The 17,285-nt window shown below is 48.9% G+C and carries 14 protein-coding genes; 1 reads left to right on the top strand and 13 read right to left on the bottom strand.

Annotated features, from left to right (window positions below; translation table 11 throughout):
• The 3 genes from GF404_03370 to GF404_03360 form a co-directional block, all read right to left on the bottom strand.
• Nucleotides 1-956: PAS domain S-box protein (locus GF404_03370; protein MBD3381218.1), on the bottom strand; the 956-nt coding region annotated here is incomplete at its 3' end.
• A 152-nt stretch (nt 957-1,108) separates the two neighbouring features.
• Complete coding sequence (locus tag GF404_03365; protein ID MBD3381217.1) at nt 1,109-2,329, bottom strand: ABC transporter permease subunit; 1,221 nt, start codon at nt 2,327-2,329, stop codon at nt 1,109-1,111.
• On the bottom strand, nt 2,326-3,057 hold the full coding sequence (locus tag GF404_03360) for an ATP-binding cassette domain-containing protein (protein ID MBD3381216.1): 732 nt from the start codon (nt 3,055-3,057) through the stop codon (nt 2,326-2,328). The genes GF404_03365 and GF404_03360 overlap by 4 nt, the downstream gene beginning before the upstream one ends.
• 214 nt (nt 3,058-3,271) lie before the next feature.
• Here GF404_03360 and GF404_03355 point away from each other — a divergent pair, with 214 nt between their 5' ends.
• Nucleotides 3,272-5,551, top strand: coding sequence for a hypothetical protein (locus GF404_03355; GenBank protein ID MBD3381215.1), 2,280 nt, complete (start codon nt 3,272-3,274; stop codon nt 5,549-5,551).
• Nucleotides 5,552-5,557: 6 nt separating this feature from the next.
• On the opposite strand, the gene GF404_03350 is transcribed toward GF404_03355, so the two are convergent.
• From GF404_03350 to GF404_03305, 10 genes are all read right to left on the bottom strand, one after another.
• Complete coding sequence (locus tag GF404_03350) at nt 5,558-7,003, bottom strand: response regulator (GenBank protein ID MBD3381214.1); 1,446 nt, start codon at nt 7,001-7,003, stop codon at nt 5,558-5,560.
• Between the two features lie 145 nt (nt 7,004-7,148).
• On the bottom strand, nt 7,149-9,332 hold the full coding sequence (locus GF404_03345; protein MBD3381213.1) for a GAF domain-containing protein: 2,184 nt from the start codon (nt 9,330-9,332) through the stop codon (nt 7,149-7,151).
• A complete protein-coding gene (locus GF404_03340) occupies nt 9,250-10,587 on the bottom strand; it encodes a hypothetical protein (protein MBD3381212.1) in 1,338 nt (445 codons plus the stop codon). The genes GF404_03345 and GF404_03340 overlap by 83 nt, the downstream gene beginning before the upstream one ends.
• 32 nt (nt 10,588-10,619) lie before the next feature.
• Entirely contained in the window at nt 10,620-11,900 is a 1,281-nt protein-coding gene (locus GF404_03335) for a hypothetical protein (protein MBD3381211.1), read from the bottom strand.
• Entirely contained in the window at nt 11,887-12,735 is an 849-nt protein-coding gene (locus tag GF404_03330; GenBank protein MBD3381210.1) for an acetyl-CoA carboxylase carboxyltransferase subunit beta, read from the bottom strand. The genes GF404_03335 and GF404_03330 overlap by 14 nt, the downstream gene beginning before the upstream one ends.
• Nucleotides 12,641-13,198: a ribosomal-protein-alanine N-acetyltransferase gene (rimI, locus tag GF404_03325; protein MBD3381209.1), complete on the bottom strand. Its 558-nt coding sequence runs from the start codon at nt 13,196-13,198 to the stop codon at nt 12,641-12,643. Before rimI ends, GF404_03330 begins: the two co-directional genes overlap by 95 nt.
• A complete protein-coding gene (gene tsaB / locus GF404_03320) occupies nt 13,170-13,868 on the bottom strand; it encodes a tRNA (adenosine(37)-N6)-threonylcarbamoyltransferase complex dimerization subunit type 1 TsaB (protein ID MBD3381208.1) in 699 nt (232 codons plus the stop codon). The genes rimI and tsaB overlap by 29 nt, the downstream gene beginning before the upstream one ends.
• Before the next feature lie 46 nt (nt 13,869-13,914).
• Complete coding sequence (tsaE, locus tag GF404_03315; GenBank protein MBD3381207.1) at nt 13,915-14,343, bottom strand: tRNA (adenosine(37)-N6)-threonylcarbamoyltransferase complex ATPase subunit type 1 TsaE; 429 nt, start codon at nt 14,341-14,343, stop codon at nt 13,915-13,917.
• Nucleotides 14,344-14,346: 3 nt separating this feature from the next.
• Nucleotides 14,347-15,912, bottom strand: coding sequence for a response regulator (locus tag GF404_03310; protein ID MBD3381206.1), 1,566 nt, complete (start codon nt 15,910-15,912; stop codon nt 14,347-14,349).
• A 42-nt stretch (nt 15,913-15,954) separates the two neighbouring features.
• Nucleotides 15,955-17,265, bottom strand: a complete 1,311-nt coding sequence (locus GF404_03305) for a two-component sensor histidine kinase (GenBank protein ID MBD3381205.1) — start codon at nt 17,263-17,265, stop codon at nt 15,955-15,957.
• Nucleotides 17,266-17,285 lie beyond the last annotated feature (20 nt).

Genomic DNA, 17,285 nt, shown 5'->3' with positions numbered 1-17,285 from the left:
TCAAACATTCCGGAAGCGGGACATCCCCGGCAGTATTCCTTCGGTTCTTTTATCACATGGACATCATCCTTTTCACGAACCTGTTTAAAACAGGATGGTACGTATCCCTGTTGGAACTGTTTTTGTACTTCAACTGCTGAGTTTCCGATTTCAGAACTTGCAACATAGCGGGATACGCCGTCCTCGAGAACAATACAGGCACTGTTAAAGCCACGGGTGTTAACCAGCTCACGACATACGCCATCGAGCAACTCATCGCGGTCTTTTACCTGGGTGATAAGCTGGTTGACATTGCGAATCGCCTTCAGGACCTCATTCAGATGGTTGATCTGTTTTTCGGACTTACGCCTCTCGGTGATATCATGAAATACCAATACAGCTCCAATTACTTTACCCCGATCGTCTTTGATCGGCGCACCGGAGTCATCGATCGGCCAGCGTTTCCCATCTTTTGCAACCAGTACAGTGTGGTTGGCCAGGCCCACAACCTTCCCTTCTCTCAGAACCCGTTCTATCGGATTTGGAGCCTTTTCCTCGGTTTGTTCGTTGACTATGTTGAATACCCGCTCGATCGGTTCACCGAAAGCCTCAGAAATGGTCCATCGGGTCAACGACTCCGCCACCGGATTCATAAATTGAATATTGCCGTTTTTATCAGTCGCGATAACAGCATCCCCAATACTTTTTAGTGTTACCGCCATTTCCTCTCCGCTCTTTTGGAGGTCCTGACGAAGCTCTCGCTCACGGATAGCACGCTTAGCCATCAGTATTCCAAAAACGAGGAATACTATAAAAACGGTCAGGCGCATGAAAATCTCATGAACGGAGAGATTGAGGATAAGCAGATCTGTGAAATCTCCTTTTACGAAAAACAGGAAATCGAGAATAGTATCGAGGACCCAGACAGCTAATCCGAGTGAAACTGCAAGCAATATGATCTTGTGTTCTGATTTCATTATAAATGGTTATCAATGGGTTTTGATTCCCAAAAGCGTTAATACTGACATAAATCAGTTAATACCCTAATTAACTGTAATATATCTAATTACGTTTAGATTTCAACTTAATTATAAATTTTGAGATGTCAAATCGAAAAATGGAAACTGTATCAGGTGCGGAATAATACCTGCTCGCGTTCGAACCAGTGCTTGCAGAAGTACAATGACAGTATGCAGAGGCATAAAGTCGAGACAAAGGCGACTATCACCAGGTTCCACTGGATCGTACCGGCAATCGCGTCTTTCATAATCAAACTGGCATTCAGAACCGGTACCAGGGCCAGCTTGTAGTCCAGCTCGAAACCGGGCAGAAACGAGACAAACGCAGGCAAAATAATGAACATGTTCAGGGCGGTAATATAGCTCTGGGCTTCTTTGAACGACCGGGCAAAGATCGAAAGGGAGAGAAGAATCGAGGCAAACAGCCCGGCCAGAGGCAAAATCATCAGCAGAATCATGACAACCGTCTGAATATCGAACTGGAGGGCGAAAATGTCTCCGATCTCGCTCATCAGGCTGTCGGCAAAATAGTTAATAGAGTAAGTCAGGCTGGCCATCGCCAAAAGCGCGGCGACCACTCCCGTTGTCAATATCACCAGGTATTTGCCGATCACGAACTCCCCCCGGGTTGCGGGTGAAACCAGAAGTGTTTCGAGTGTGCCACGTTCTTTTTCACCGGCGGCCAAATCTATCGCCGGGTACATGGCCCCCAGAAAACACATAATGATGATCAGATACGGCAACATCCCGCCCATCTCTTTACCGGCAACTTTTTTGGCCGAAGCGACATTCTGCCGGCTGACCTCGAACGGGGTCAGTATTTCCGGGGGTAGATCGCGGCTGGCGAGACGGCTTTCAACCAAATTTTGTTTATATGGGGTAAGTATATCACGGATTTTATCGAGCGCAAAGTCGGACTTCATCTCAGCCCGATCGTAATAAATTTCAATTTCGGTCGGTGACTCGATTTCAATAGCCCGGTCAAAATTCTCCGGAATCACAACCAGTGCATCGAACTGACCGCTTCGTAATGAATCCAGCAGGTTTTTTTCGACAAATGACGTCGTGCTGTCAATTTTCAACCTGCCTGCGGAAAGAAGCGAATCACGGAGATCGGCCGGAAGATACTGCATCCCCTCGACCACGACATGAGCCTTCTCCTCCTGGATTTTGGATACAGTACTGATCATTATGTTCGACATGAAAAGCATCAAAGCCGGAATCGCGACAATCGGAACCAGCAACATGAAGATCATGGTACGACGGTCGCGCAGGGTGTCCTTGAGTTCTTTTCTGAAGATTATAAATATCTTTTCCAGGCGCACTTTTATTTCTCCACGATTTTCATGAAAGCATCTTCAAGGTTGTCCTGGCCGGTTTGCTTCAGCATCTCGTCCGCGGTTCCCTGAAAATACAGTCGGCCCTTGTGTATAACCGCAATCCGGTCGCAAAGACGGGTGGCCTCGCTCATGATATGAGTCGAAAAAATCACGCACTTGCCGTCTTCGCGGCACTGCCGGATAAAGTCGACGATACTGCGCGAACTCATCACATCCAGTCCGCTGGTGGGTTCATCGAAAACCATCACGGGGGGATCATGCAAAACCGAGCGCGCGATCGAGACTTTCTGTTTCATGCCGGTCGACAGCTTCTCATTACGGGAATCCGCGAAATCATGCATGTCCAGAAGAGTAAACAGCTTGTCTATACGAGTCTTGATTTCAGCTTTAGAGAGGCCGTAGAGACTGCCGAAATAAGCAACCATCTCACGCGCGGTCAAGCGCGCATAAAGACCGGTGTTGCCGGAAAGAAATCCGATCCTGGTACGTACCTCGCGTGGATTTTTAGTGACATCGATACCATCGACCAGGGCCTTGCCGGAAGTCGGCTTGATCGCTGTCGAAAGCATCCTCAAAGTGGTGGTCTTGCCAGCGCCATTGGGACCGAGCAGGCCGAATACCTCACCATCGTTGCAGTTAAAAGAGACATCATCGACAGCCCGGACTTCACCGCGCTTTTTGTCTTTAAAAACCTTTGCAAGGTTTTGTGCTTCAATCATCGTTGCCTTTTATTTAATCGAAATGCTGTTCCTATTCAAGCTTGTTAGAAAACCTGTACGTCACAAACCATTTTGAGTTTCGTTACTTATAAGGTTACTTAAATTACCCAGTAAGTAAACGGTTATTCAAAAAAGATAAAGAAAAAAACATGATATTTGCGAGTTTGTTCATTTTTTTGTTTCAGTGCCGAAAAAAATTTTGTATAGTTTGTACATGAAAATGGGCGGGCACCATGATCATATAATATTATTATCAGTTCTGTCAGTTCTTCTGAGCGCGGTAACTGTTCCACTGTCGGGCGAGGAATTTATTCCCACCTACAACCCGACACTCACGGTCAGCAGTACAGACAGCAGTTTTGTAATCGATGGCAGGCTCGATGATTCGGGCTGGGTCAATGCCGCGCGGATCAGTAAGTTTCACGAACACTTTCCAGGTGACCAGATCAGACCACCCGTTGAGACCGAGGTGCTGATGACTTACGATGATTACCACCTGTATATAGCTTTTATCTGCCATGATGAACCGCACCAGGTACGCAATTATTTTGGTGTCAGGGACAATTCCGGTGGAGCTGACAATGTGATCGTGATGATCGACACATATAACAACGGCGCCTGGGCTTATGAATTCGGGGCCACGCCCAACGGCATCCAATGGGACGCGCTCTGGTCACGCGAAGGAGGCCGGGACAGGTCTTACGATATGATTTATTATTCGAATGGGATGGTTACCGATTCCGGCTGGCAGGTTGAGATGAAAATCCCATTTTCGAGCATGAGCTTCCCGCGAACGGATCAACAGACCTGGCGGATGGATTTTTTGCGCAATTATCCCCGTCAGCATCGCTACCAGATGTCATGGGCGGCCTACGATCGCGATAACCCCTGCTGGCCGTGCCAGTGGGGCCTGGTGAGTGGCATAAAAGAAGTCATGCCCGGTAAAAGTATCGAACTGTTGCCCGCTTTCGTCAGTTATCAGAGCAGTCAGCGGGTACCATATATTGACCGCGAATCTGAATGGGTCGAAGGCGATATCATGGGCGAGGCCTCACTGGGTCTCAAATATGACATCTCCTCTAATATGACTGCCGAAGCGACCATCAATCCTGATTTCAGCCAGATCGAATCGGGTGCATTGCAGATCGATCTTAATTCACCTTTCGCTGTTTTTCTTCCCGAACATCGACCCTTCTTCCAGGAGGGTTCCGATCTGTTTTCGACCTGGTTGGATGTCGTCTACACGCGCTCGATCAACGACCCGTTATTCGCGGGCAAATTTATCGGTCGCATGAACGATCTCAATATTGCATTTTTATCCGCTTATGATGAAAGTTCGCCACTTCTTTTGCCTGCCGAGGATTTCAGTACCAGGGTGGAGGCAGGCGAAAGCATGTCTAATATCCTGCGTGTCAGGCAGACATTCGGCCTGGAATCTCATCTCGGTCTACTGGTGACCGATCGTCGCTACGAAGATGACGGAAGCGGAAGTTTGATCAGCCTGGATGGTGCCTGGAAATTAAACAAGAATTATAAGATCAAAATTCAAGCCGTCGCATCGCATACCGATGAGCAGGATAAAAATCTGTTGCCGGATTTCTACGGTAATATCTATTTCGATAACGGCAGGTATACCCTGGCTTTGGATAATGAGTCATTCTGGGGACATGGATTCTACACCAGTCTCGAACGGATGGGAAGAAACATCCACTTCAATATCGATTACCGTGAAAAATCACCCACATTGAGAACTGCCAACGGATTCGAGAATTCAAACGACAGCCGCCTGGTGGACTCTCGCATTAAATATGTATTCTACCCAAAATCAGATATCGTCGCCCAGGCCAACCTCTGGGCTTACGTGGAACGCGGGTGGAATCATGACGGCGAACGAAAAGATGAATCGGCTCAGGCCGGAGGCGGGATAACACTACCGGGCCAATCGTCTGTCAATATCAGTTATCTGGTGGGTCGGGAGAACTTCTCAGGATACATGTTTGATGGAATCAGGAGATTCAATGCAGATCTTAACACACATTTTATCGATGAACTCGATATCGGCTTCAGGTTGAGTTACGGCAAATCGCTCTGGAGAGTTACTCCGGCCACACCGAAAATGAGCGATGAGATCTCGATCTATGTAAATGCGACAATCAAACCGCTCGACAGGCTGTTTGTATCGCCCTCATATCAATACACCAGGTATTCCGATCCCGATTCGGACCGCACGCTTTCCGAAGGCTACTACACCAGCACAAGAATAGACCTGCAACTCACACGCGAGTTCTCATTTCGCCTTATCACTTATTACAGTGACTTCGCGAAAACCTGGGAGTTCGATCCGCTGATAACTTATCAAGTGAATCCATTCACGCTTGTCTATCTGGGCTCGTCTCACAAATTAAGGGATTTTGAGCTCTTTTACGGTGAATCGAAAATGCAGGAATCGACCAGGCAATTCTTCTTAAAGATTCAGTACCTCTGGCAGATATAAATCTACTTACTTGATCTCGTTGATCTTGTATTCTTTGATCTTGTACAGAAGCGACCGGTAGGATATATCCAGAAGCTCGGAGGCCTTGCGACGGTTCCAGTTGACCTTGTTGAGCACCTCGGAAATCAGGGCGACTTCCTCAGCCTCGACCGCACGCGATACCCTCTTTTTCAGTGAATAATCCCGCGGGCCGGAAGACTCTTCCTCATGCTCGACCCCGGCCGCCACCGGTACCCTCTGCTGTTGCTTTTGAGCCTGCTGGGGCACCTGTCCGGGAGTACGGACAGCGTCATTGCGGAAGAAATCATCCACCAGGGTCTCATCCTCGCGTACCACGATCTGCTTCATGATGTTTTCAAGCTGACGGACATTACCAGGCCAGGTGTAGTTTTCGAGCTTATCCATGGTCTCACGAGATAACGATGCGTATTCTTTTTTATACAGGACATTGTACTTTTTCAGGAAATGATCCACCAGCAGGGAGACATCGCCCTCACGATCGCGTAAGGGAGGCAAAAAGATCGTGATTTCATTGAGACGATAGAACAGGTCATCGCGGAATTTCTGATCGGCTATAGCCTGCTCGAGATTGCGGTTGGTGGCGCAGATGATCCGCACATCGACCTTGATATTTTGTATACCGCCGACGCGCACGAACTCCTGCTGTTCCAGAACCTGCAACAGCTTGGACTGCAAGTCGAGATGCATATCCCCGATCTCATCCAGAAATATAGTACCGTTGTTGGCAACTTCAAAACGTCCCGGCTTGGTTTTATGAGCCCCGGTAAATGCGCCTTTCTCATAGCCGAACAGTTCAGCTTCCAGAAGGTCACGCGGGATCGCGGCACAGTTCACCTTGTTGAATGATTCCGATGAGCGTCCCGAGAGACTGTGGAGCATACGGGCCACGATCTCCTTGCCGGTACCCGATTCCCCCCTGATCAAAACAGTGAGGTCGCTGTCGGCCACCTGCTCGATTACATTTTTGACCTCCAGCATTTTAGGCGAGTCACCCACGAAAGACTCATACTGGTTCTTGGCCTTCAGCTCTTTTTCATATTCTTTTATCTTGGAACGCAACTGGCTCTTTTCCAGAACCGAATGCAGGTGAATTTCAACTTCCTTGACGTCAAACGGTTTGTTGATAAACTCCGCCGCGCCGAGCTGTATCGATTCGACGATATAATTGGTCTCGCCGTGTCCGGAAAGCATGATAACTTCGGAGGGTACTTCGCCCTTTTTCAGCTTGCGAAGCACCTCGATACCATCCATGCCAGGCATCTTGATATCCAACAGGATCAACTCCGGCTTCTCTTTGGATGCCACCTGGATACCTTCGATACCATCGCGTGCGAGATGGATATCGTAGTCATCGCCCAATCCTTCGGTCAGTATCCACCCGACCTTGGGATCATCGTCGATTATCAGCAATTTGGTCTTGTCTTTACTCATCTTACTCCTGAGAATGAAAACCTATAACAATATATCGACTGATTCACGATATTGTTGAGCAACACCATGCCTAAAACTTGCAACGAATTGCAAAATCATATTATTTGACTAAAAGTCAACAAAAATAGCAAGAAGAGCCTGGTTACTATGATGAAATCGGCAGATTGATATAGAAGGTAGTACCTTCACCTTTGCGTGAGGTAACATCGAGATATCCGTTATGTGCCATAATGATACGCTCCACAACAGCAAGCCCGAGTCCTGTTCCGGTCGGCTTGGTCGTGAAGTATCGGTCGTAGATTCGCTGAAGGTCCTCAGGGGCGATACCTTCGCCGGTATCACTGACTTGTATCTGTACATATTGCTTTCCGGTCTTTTTCTCGGTATGCCGTAAGGCAGACACAGTCAATTTACCCTCCGCCCCCATGGCATCGATGGCATTGATAAATATATTCAGGAAGACTTCAATGATCTGGTTAAAGTTCAGTGAAACCAGGGGAAGGTTCGACTCGAAGTTTGTTTCGAGTTCGATCTTGCTCTTTTCGAGATCATGGCTGACAAGTTTGAGAGCACGATCGAGGGCTTCCTCGACACGTTGTTTTTCGGTCTGGTACTTTTTGGGATTGGAGAAATCGACCAGTTCGCGCACCAACTCGGACAACCTTGAAAGCTCCTGCTGAGTCATATCAAAGATTTCGTTGTTTTCCATAGATTCCTCGGTGCGGTTTTTGAGGATCTGGAGCGCACCCTTGACATTGGTAAGAGGTTTGCGCAGGTCATGAGATATTTCGGAGACCATGTTACCCATTGTCATCAACTGGGTGGCGTTCAGCATTGCCCGCTGGCGCTCATAGAGCGAAGCCGCCTGGGAGGTTACAATCGAAGCCAGGTACTCATGATCTACATTGAATGAGGCCTGCCTTAAACTGCCCATGCAGAAGAGCCCATAGAAAGATCCTTTGGCATAGATGGGCACCGCCCGAAACGCCCTGATTTCCCCCTCGATAGGGAGGTTGTTATTAAGAAAACCGAGTACGATTTCAGCCCGTTTGTCATGTTTCTCGAGTTGTTCACCGGTAATGGGTATCTCCTCGTGTTCAACCTGCTCGAAATGCTCATTGCCCCAGCCCTCCCAGAAATTGAATGTCAGGCTGTTGCGGGACTGGTCATGCGAGAGCCAGAGGGTCATGTCGACCGGCATGATGTTGCGGATATGAAAATGCACGAGGCGCGCCATCTGCTGGAAATCATCCATGTTGGGAAGTTCAGAGGCGATTTCGTAAAGGGCAACAAATTCGCGCAGTTTACGGGAGGCTTCCTCGAAGTGACGGGCATCATCGATCGCTATTGCGGCCTGCGATGCCAGAGTAGTCAGCAGTTTGAGATCGTGCTCGCTGAATTTCTCATCGCCATGCTTGTCGGTCAGATTGATAACACCGATAACCTCACCCTTGATAATGAGCGGGACAGACAGCACCGATTTGGATTCATAGGTAGTTTTCGCCTTGCGCTTGAACTCGGGGTCTTTTTCGATATCGTCGATCATGACAGGTTCGCCGGACTGAGCTACAGTACCTGCAATTGATGATCCCAACGGCAGTGAGACTTTCGAAGCAAGATCATGGTCGATTCCGATCGAGGCCTTTATCTTGAGATGGTTAATATCTGTATCGATGAGCATCACAGACCCGGCCTTGGCACCTATTACACCGGTAGCAATGGTAATGATCTGTTCCAAAAGCTCACGCAGTTCGATAGTCGATGAAAGCGAATGACCTGCCCTGTAGAGGGCATTGAGTTCAGCTATCCTGCGATTGAGTTCGGTATTCTGGCTTTTTAACTGCTCCAGCAGTTCATCTCTGGCCTGGTTGGAGAAATGCTTATCCAATCCACGTGACACCGCCATCTTGAGATGAGGAAATTCGACCGGTTTGAGCAGGTAATCATAAGCACCCTGCCCGATCGCATCGACCGCAGACTCAAGCGAGGCATACCCGGTCATCAGGATCACCACAGCGTCAGGATCTTTTTTCTGGGCCAGGCTCAGCAATTCCAGGCCATTTTTATTGGGCAACTTGATATCGGAAATAATCAGGTCGTAGCGGTTCTGAGAAATCTTATCGGCCGCTTCATCGCCGTCATAGGCGGTTTCCACCGTATAGCCCTGCTTGGTGAGAAGAGATTTCAGGCTGTCTACCATACGGCGTTCATCATCGACCACCAGCAACCTGGGAATGTTTACCTCTTTATCCTTCAGTATGGATTGGTAGTCTGATCGTAAATTGACTCCCTCCGCTTTCGCGGTTTCTGACACTGATTGATCCTCCATGTTTTGAGATTATTCCATAACAAACCGAGAGCCCCAAACCTGTCCCGGCACCATTTTTCTTGGTTGTAAAGAACGGTTCAAAGATACGATTTATTGGTTTCGTATCAATCCCCGGACCGTTATCCGAAAACTCGATTACCGCCTGGCTATCCTTAATTTTTCCACTGATTCCGAGTTCTCCACCATCAGGCATAAAGTCGCGAGCATTCATAATCAGGTTTAAAAACACCTGCTTTAACTGCTCCGAGGAGGCCCAAACGAAAGCGAAATCCTCAGGATAGTCCTTTTTCAAAACTATACGTTTCGATTCGAGCTGTACTGATACGAGTACAACGATCTCATCCAGCACACGCGCCAGTTCGATCCTTCCCCTCCGCGTTGAGTGAGGATGATAGAAATCTAGCAACTGGCGCACAATGCGAGCTATGCGGTTGACCTCGTCTTTTAAAATATCCACATAACCATTGATCTCACTATTGTCTTCGGCCGATTGACGGGTCAGTTCGAGATAATTCTTGATGATCCCGAGCGGGTTATTGACCTCGTGCGCGACCCGGGCTGAAAGTTGTCCCAGAGCCGCCAGTTTCTCTGTTTCGACCAGTTGATTCTGGGCTTTTGAAAGCTGGTAGTAAGCTTCCTTTTCACTTTCGAACAGACGCGCGTTTTCGACCGCCACAGAAAGCTGGTTGGCCAGAATAGAAAGGAAATCCTTGTCATCCTCGTAAAACGGTGTACCAGAAATCTTGCCGGCCACGATCAGGAGCCCGCAGATCTTGTTTTTAAGGCTCATCGGGATCACCAGTTCGCAGTCCAGATTTTTCAGGATATCCAGTTCCGGGCAGGCTTCTTTCAGCTTGACCTCGATTTCGGAGAGGTGATGAGTGCTGTTGGGAGAGCGCGCGACCAGACCGTAGAGCTTGCTCGAAAACGGAATCCGGCAGGGTCGTGACTCTTCCAGATCAAACCCCTTGCTTTTAGAAAGGACCAACCCGCTGTCATCTTTGGAAACTGTAAATATGGCGCAACCCGACACCCCCATCTGGCCAATCACGGTCAGGATGATACCATCCAGCAGGCTGGTTGTGTCCAGGACCGAATTGAGATGACGCGAGATCTCGAAGATCGTGTAAAGATCGAAGATCTTTCTCTTGAGACGCTTGTTGGCCGAGGTCAGCTCTGAGATATGCTGTGAAAGCTGTTCCTCGAGCTGGACAACCGTTCTTTTTTCGACACCTTTTTCTGATTCGGAGGTCATAACTATCTAATAATTATACACGTCTTTATTAATTAAGTCGGGATATTTTCATATTTCATGATCCTGCCGACGCTGAAATGTGACCCGAACACAATCATCAGGTCTTCCGATGCGGTAATCTTTTGACAGTAGCGATAGGCCTCGAGCACATCCTCGATCAACTTGAAGTTAAGGCGTGATTCAATTGCCTCACGAGCCAATGACTCCGGCTGTGGCGCGCGACCGGAATGCTCCGGAATCGTCAGGATCACCAATTTGGCCACTCTTTTAAGGGTCTCGAAAATTAAAGGGAAATCCGGACGGCGAAGCATCCCGGCTACGATATTGAACTTTCTGCCGGGATAGATCTGTTCAAGGCTTGCAACCATCCGTTCCACACCATCAGGATTGTGGGCGCAGTCCAGAACCAGATCTGGTTGCGTGTTTACAAACTGCATCCTCGCCGGCCAAAAGACCTTGTTCAAACCGTCCCGCCTGGACTTCTCAGAAACGACCAATCCATCCCGCTCGAGCACATAGATACCCAGTAGCGCAAGGGCGCAGTTTTCAGCCTGATGGAGGCCGATCAGGTTTGAACTGTAATCGCACGGCCCGACGGAATTGGGGCTGTAGCTGAATTCAGTCAAATCCGGATTTATCGCTTTCAGCTTAAGCTTCTCCGATGGTTTTAGTTTGTAAAGCGGGGCGTTCATTTCGGATGAACGCTGATCGATCACCTCGAGCGCATCGGGATGCTCAGCGGAAGTTACCACAGGCACCCCCTGTTTCAGGATACCGCATTTCTCATAAGCGATTTTAGCGATCGTGTCACCCAGGGTCTTAGTATGGTCGGAAGCGATTTTTGTAATCACCGTGAGATCCGGTTCAACCAGCGAGGTAGCATCCAGCCTGCCACCCAGGCCGACCTCGACCACCGCCCAGTCAACTTTCTGCTCACGAAAAAGGTCGAAGGCAAATCCGGTGCAGGTCTCAAAAAATGTCGTGCGGGTGCCCTTGATGTATTCATGATGTGCGGAAATGAAATCTGCTATCTTTTGTTCGTCAACTTTCTTTTTATTGATATGAAACCGTTCCTTGAAATCATAGAGATGAGGCGAGGTGAACTTGCCAACCCTGTATCCCGCTTCTACCAGAATCGATTCCAGAATTGATGCTACCGACCCCTTGCCGTTGGTGCCGGCAACATGAATGGCCCGAAAACTTTTTTGGGGATTATCCAGACGCTTCAGGAAGTTGGTAATATTCTCCAGTCCGAGCTTGACCCCGAACAACTCGAGACCATAGAGAAACTCGAGAGCTTCAGGATAGGTCATGGTTCATGTAATCCAGCAGAAGGGCCACGGTTTTACGGAGGTCTTTGCGGTGGACGATCTTATCCAGAAAACCATGATCCATAAAAAATTCGGAACTTTGGAATCCCTCCGGCAGGTCCTGCCGGATGGTCTGTTTGATCACTCTCTGCCCGGCAAAACCCAAAAGAGCTTTCGGTTCTGCTATGATGACATCACCCAATGAAGCATAACTGGCCATCACACCCGCCGTGGTGGGATTAGTGAGAATAGAGATAAACGGAATCTTTTCTTCGTCCAGCCGTGCCAGAAGAGCGGAGGTTTTGGCCATCTGCATCAGGCTCAGGATACCCTCCTGCATTCGTGCCCCTCCTGTGCACGATATTACGACCAGCGGAATTCGATGCTGAAGCGCGCGTTCGATCGTCCGCGCCACTTTCTCGCCCACAACCGAACCCATACTTCCGCCTATGAAGCTGAAGTCCATGACCGCAATCGAGACCGGCTTGCTGTCGATCTTGCCGAGACCACAGATGACAGCATCGTTTATCCCGGTCTTCTTCTGGGCCGCCTTGATTCGATCAGGGTAGCGCTTGGAATCCTTGAATTCGAGCGGATCACCCGAGATCAAGCCCTGGTCATGCTCTTCGAAATCACCGTTGTCGAGAAGCATGCGGATATAGTCATGGCTTTTTATCTTGAAATGATAACTGCAATGGGGGCAGGTTTGCAGGTTTTTCTCGAGCTGTTTAGCATACAGGATCTCACTGCAATCCGGACATTTGATCCAGATCCCCTCGGGAATATCCTTCTTCTTCTGCGATATCAGACCTTCGCGAGCTTTCTTGAACCACTCCACGATCAGACCTCTCTGTCATCTGAAGAACCATCACCAATGCATCTTCGGGAGGACGACGGTAATAGCCCTTTCTTTCAAGTAACACCTCAAAACCGTAACGGCGGTAGAAATCTATCGCCGCCTGATTGGATTTACGCACATCCAGGTATATGTATTCGCTTTTATACTCTCTGGCCTTATATAATAACTTTTTCAAAAGTCGATGTCCAACCTTTTTACGTCGAAAATCTTCCCTGACCGCTATATTTGTCAGGTGAATGGTTTTGTTTTCAAGTCGAAAAATTATAAAGGCCACCAGCTTTTTCTCGATTTTCGCTTTCCAGCAGAAAGTCTGCGGATCTTCCAAATCGGAAATGAAGATAGCATACGGCCATGGATCCGGGAAGGTGCTAGTTTCAATTATGTAGACATCATCCAGATCAGCAGGTGTAATACTACTTATTTTCAGATTGTCGTTTGGCATAGTTTAATTCCGCCTGCGAGGGTGCCAGATAAAACAGTTCCGGCAATCCCGCCTGAGCTTTTTTCTCACTTTGATGTTTAGTATAAGACAATCTCGCCAGATCCGCAAGTCGTGGCAAATCATCGTGTTCCAGTTCTGTCCTCAACCTTTTTCTAAGGTCGTCAGAAGCGAGCTCAAAAAATCTTCCGGCACCCTGACCGACTAAAAAATATTCTTGTGATGATTGCTCGAAATCCTTGACAGTTACTGTTCGGCAAGGTCCCATTTGCCTGACCTGATCGGAATCGGATTCGAACTCAGCGCAGTAGAACTCGTTTCCACGGCATACAATCAGCGCCAGGAAGTGTCCGGTCTTCTCCTTGAGGGCCGGCCGGATCATCTCAAAAGCGTTTGATCCGACAACCGGTATACCCCGCGCACCGGCGATACCCATTACCGCCGCTAATCCGATCCGGAGGCCGGTAAACGAACCGGGACCGAGATTTATTGCGATCAGGTCGACCTGATCGATTTTACGGCCTGATTCGCGCAGGGCATTTTCGATCTGAAGTATTATTCGGGCTGAATGGTTTCCACGACTGTCGGATGAACTCTGGTTCAAACAATTCAGATCCTCGAATAGCCCCGTTTTTAAAAACGGACCGGAACTGTCCAGACACAGTATGAGCATATGTTACCAACTTAGATGTTTTTACCATCCTGGCAAGTAAATTAATTCAGGTTCGGGGATCGACGATCTCGATTCGACGGGATTCTGCCGTGAGAAGTTCTATTTTAATCCAGACCGTTGTTGCGGGCAGATAGGATTTTACTTTCTCGGCCCATTCAACGAGGGTTATCCCGGCCGGATAAAATAGCTCATCGGGTCCCAGATCTTCCACCTCGGATGGATCGTTGAGGCGGTAGCAGTCGACATGATTGATCGTCAGGGTCCCGACCTGGTAGATGTTAACCAGTGTAAAACTGGGCGAACTGACATTACCGCCAAAACCGAGGGCATGGCAGAATCCTTTGGCAAAAACGGTTTTTCCCGCCCCCAGTTCACCGCTTAAGGCGATCACTGTACCCGAAGATACCAGTCCCGCAATTCTGCGCGCGAACTGACGGGTTTCCTCGGGTGAGGATGTCTCGATCACTGCGCGCATTGCTTATCTCCGGGGGGAGAGCGTTATCACCGGCAGGACCATCTCCTCTAATGAAATCCCGCCATGTTGAAACGTGTTGGCGTATTTGGAGACATACTTATGATACTGTGTGGGATATACAAAATAGTGATCTTCCTTGGCGAAGATGTAAGTTGTTGAGACACCAAAGCGAGGCAGGTGGAACTTTTCCGGATGTTTCACCAGCACCACCTCGCGGGTATTACAGGCCAGGTTGTCACCATATTTATAGCGCAGGTTAGTCGAAGCTTCCTTGCGACCCTTTACCGTGGTGCCACGGTTAGCCAAAATCGAACCGTGATCAGTGGTGATTATGACCTTGCAGTCCTGAGTCGAGAGATATTTAAGGATTTCATACAGCGAGGAATGCATAAACCAGGATTTCATCAAAGAGCGAAAAGCGGATTCATTGGGGGCTACCTCCAGCAGGATCTCGGATTCGGAACGGCCATGCGAAAGAAGATCGATGAAATTGAAAACCATAGCCATAATCGATTTATTCTGGTAGGTTGTAATCCGCTTGGCCAACTGCTCGCCTTCTTTCTGTTCCAGGACCTTGGCGTAACGGATTTCACCCTGCATACGAATCGCCATCCGGTCGAGTTGTCTTACGAGGAGTTCCCTTTCATTGGCGTTCAATGATTTCTCGGACTGCGCGTTGCGCCACAGGTCGGGCAGGATTTCGGCCACTTGTTCGGGCCACTCCCCGGCAAAAATCGAATTGCGCGCAAACGGCGTGGCAGTCGGCAAAAGTGAAAAGTAATAGTCTTTTTCGACCTGGAAGAGTTCGCCGATCACCGGCTCGATAGTCAGCCACTGGTCATAGCGCATGCAGTCGACAACGATGAAATAAACCGGTGTTTTGCGTTTCAGGTGCGGAACGACAAATTCACGCACTACCCCGGGAGACATAACCGGGCGATCCTTAGTTTTCATCCAGCGCGGGTAAACTTTTTCGATATATTTACAAAACTCGACATTGCAGTCACGACGCAGATCACGCTGGGTTTCAGCGAAGCCGGAATCGGGATGAGCATCCAGGGCGACATCCCACTGGCTGAGTTGGCGATGGGTATCGATCCAGTCCGCGGGCTCCATCGGTCCGTACAACCGCGCGCGAAGCTTGCCCGATTCCTGAACATAGTCGCGGGAGAAATGCGACTGACGGATCTTCTTACTGTCTAAGATTCGCTTTGTGACCATCAGTACCTGCGAGGGATTGACCGGCTTGGTCAGGTAATCCGCGATCTGTCGTCCGATCGCCTGCTCCATCAAGTCTTCTTCTTCGCTTTTGGTGACCATCACGACCGGCAGAGCGGGATCGACTTCCTTGATCTCCTGCATGGTCTGAAGCCCGTCCATCCCCGGCATCATCTCGTCTAAAAGCACCAGGTCAAAGGCCTGCTTTTTGATCAGCTCCAACGCATCATGCCCCGAAGCGGCCTCGCTAACGTCATAGCCCTTTTTCTTCAAAAACATGATATGCGGTTTGAGATGTTCGATTTCATCATCGACCCAGAGAATTCTGCGAGCTTCATCTTTTGACTGCATATAAAACCTTCTTTGTCTATCTGATCATGAAAACATCGGCTACTATGTTTTGTCGTTATCGTGCCTGTTTTTACCTCTATTCCGGTCGAGGGGCAGGCAAACCAGAAACACTGTTTCCTCACCCGGCTCGGAAATCTTCAAGCTGATCCTGCCTTTGTGGTGCTGTTCGATAATCCGTCTCGCCAGGCTGAGCCCCAGCCCCCAGCCCCGTTTCTTGGAGGTAAACCCGGGCTGAAATATCTTGCCCTGGCTGGGCGCCGGTATTCCCCGGCCATTGTCTTCGACTGTAGCTTCGACCTGCTTTCTTTCAACGCTTATTCGGGTTGATATATGAATTCTTCCGGCCTTCGGATCACAGGCTTCGAGTGAGTTCTTGATTAAATTTTCGAACACCCACCCCACCAGCTCGGCATTTATATTGACAGGAGCCGGAGGGCCGGGATCGAATTCTATCTTCATTCCATTACCCTGGTAGGGAAGTCGCTGGCGGAAATATTCGACCGTGCTCAAAATTACCTGGTTGAGGTCGGTAGAACTCAGTATCGGTTCCGAACCTATCTGCGAAAACCGGTTGGCTATTTTCTGTAACCTGTGGACATCGTTTTCCATCCGCGAGGTAATCTCCTTCATATCGATTTCGGAGGATCCCGGTGCTTGCGTATCCTCAGTTTCAGGTGACTCGGACTTTATAATCTCCAGCCAGCCCATCAGGGAAGATATCGGCGTTCCCAGTTGATGGGCGGTTTCCTTGGCCATCCCGACCCAGATAAAATTCTGCTCGGAACGCTTGATATTCCGATACCCGACATAACCGACGACTATAAAAATCACGACCAGTCCGATCTCTATCAGGGGCATGGCCTGCAGTTGCTTGATTAGAATCGGATCGCCGTAGTAGAAGTAATTGATGACCGTTTCTTCGCCGGTAATCGGGTTTTGATGTTTGATCGGGAAGCGCCCGTTGATACGGTTCATCGTCTCGATCATCTCCCTGAGCACCGGACGGTTCTCCTCGGTTACACTCTCCTCCTCAAGACCGCTGATATTGCGGAAAAAGAGGGGTTCGTTGTAGCGGTCGGCGATTATAATCGGTATCTCCGTCGGAGCGATAATCTCATCAAATATGATCCCGGTCGCCTCGCCCGAAGATTCCATAGAGAGCTCGCTCTGCAACAGCTTGATGCTCAGGTTGACCATACGCAGGGAGTTTTCCTTCAGTCGGCTGATCACGCTCTGATTATAATAGATAAACACAAATACAATAACTATGAAGCCGATGATCAAAAAAATCCGAAACGCCAGATTTGATCGAGCTGAAGCCGGCTTTAACGGCGCGCGAGTAAAGGGTTGCATCAGTCTATCTCTTTCATTCC

The organism is Candidatus Zixiibacteriota bacterium (assembly GCA_014728145.1).
In the GTDB taxonomy this organism is placed as follows: domain Bacteria; phylum Zixibacteria; class MSB-5A5; order JAABVY01; family JAABVY01; genus WJMC01.
Note: the sequence above shows the minus strand (reverse complement) of the source record. Positions and strands in the feature narration are given on the sequence as shown.

Bases quoted from the DNA above. Each gene is read 5' to 3' on its own strand.
- GF404_03360 (MBD3381216.1), bottom strand. From the start codon at position 3,057: ATGATTGAAGCACAAAACCTTGCAAAGGTTTTTAAAGACAAAAAGCGC.
- GF404_03355 (MBD3381215.1), top strand. From the start codon at position 3,272: ATGAAAATGGGCGGGCACCATGATCATATAATATTATTATCAGTTCTG.
- GF404_03350 (MBD3381214.1), bottom strand. From the start codon at position 7,003: ATGAGTAAAGACAAGACCAAATTGCTGATAATCGACGATGATCCCAAG.
- GF404_03345 (MBD3381213.1), bottom strand. From the start codon at position 9,332: ATGGAGGATCAATCAGTGTCAGAAACCGCGAAAGCGGAGGGAGTCAAT.
- GF404_03340 (MBD3381212.1), bottom strand. From the start codon at position 10,587: ATGACCTCCGAATCAGAAAAAGGTGTCGAAAAAAGAACGGTTGTCCAG.
- GF404_03335 (MBD3381211.1), bottom strand. From the start codon at position 11,900: ATGACCTATCCTGAAGCTCTCGAGTTTCTCTATGGTCTCGAGTTGTTC.
- rimI (MBD3381209.1), bottom strand. From the start codon at position 13,198: ATGCCAAACGACAATCTGAAAATAAGTAGTATTACACCTGCTGATCTG.
- tsaB (MBD3381208.1), bottom strand. From the start codon at position 13,868: ATGCTCATACTGTGTCTGGACAGTTCCGGTCCGTTTTTAAAAACGGGG.
- tsaE (MBD3381207.1), bottom strand. From the start codon at position 14,343: ATGCGCGCAGTGATCGAGACATCCTCACCCGAGGAAACCCGTCAGTTC.
- GF404_03310 (MBD3381206.1), bottom strand. From the start codon at position 15,912: ATGCAGTCAAAAGATGAAGCTCGCAGAATTCTCTGGGTCGATGATGAA.
- GF404_03305 (MBD3381205.1), bottom strand. From the start codon at position 17,265: ATGCAACCCTTTACTCGCGCGCCGTTAAAGCCGGCTTCAGCTCGATCA.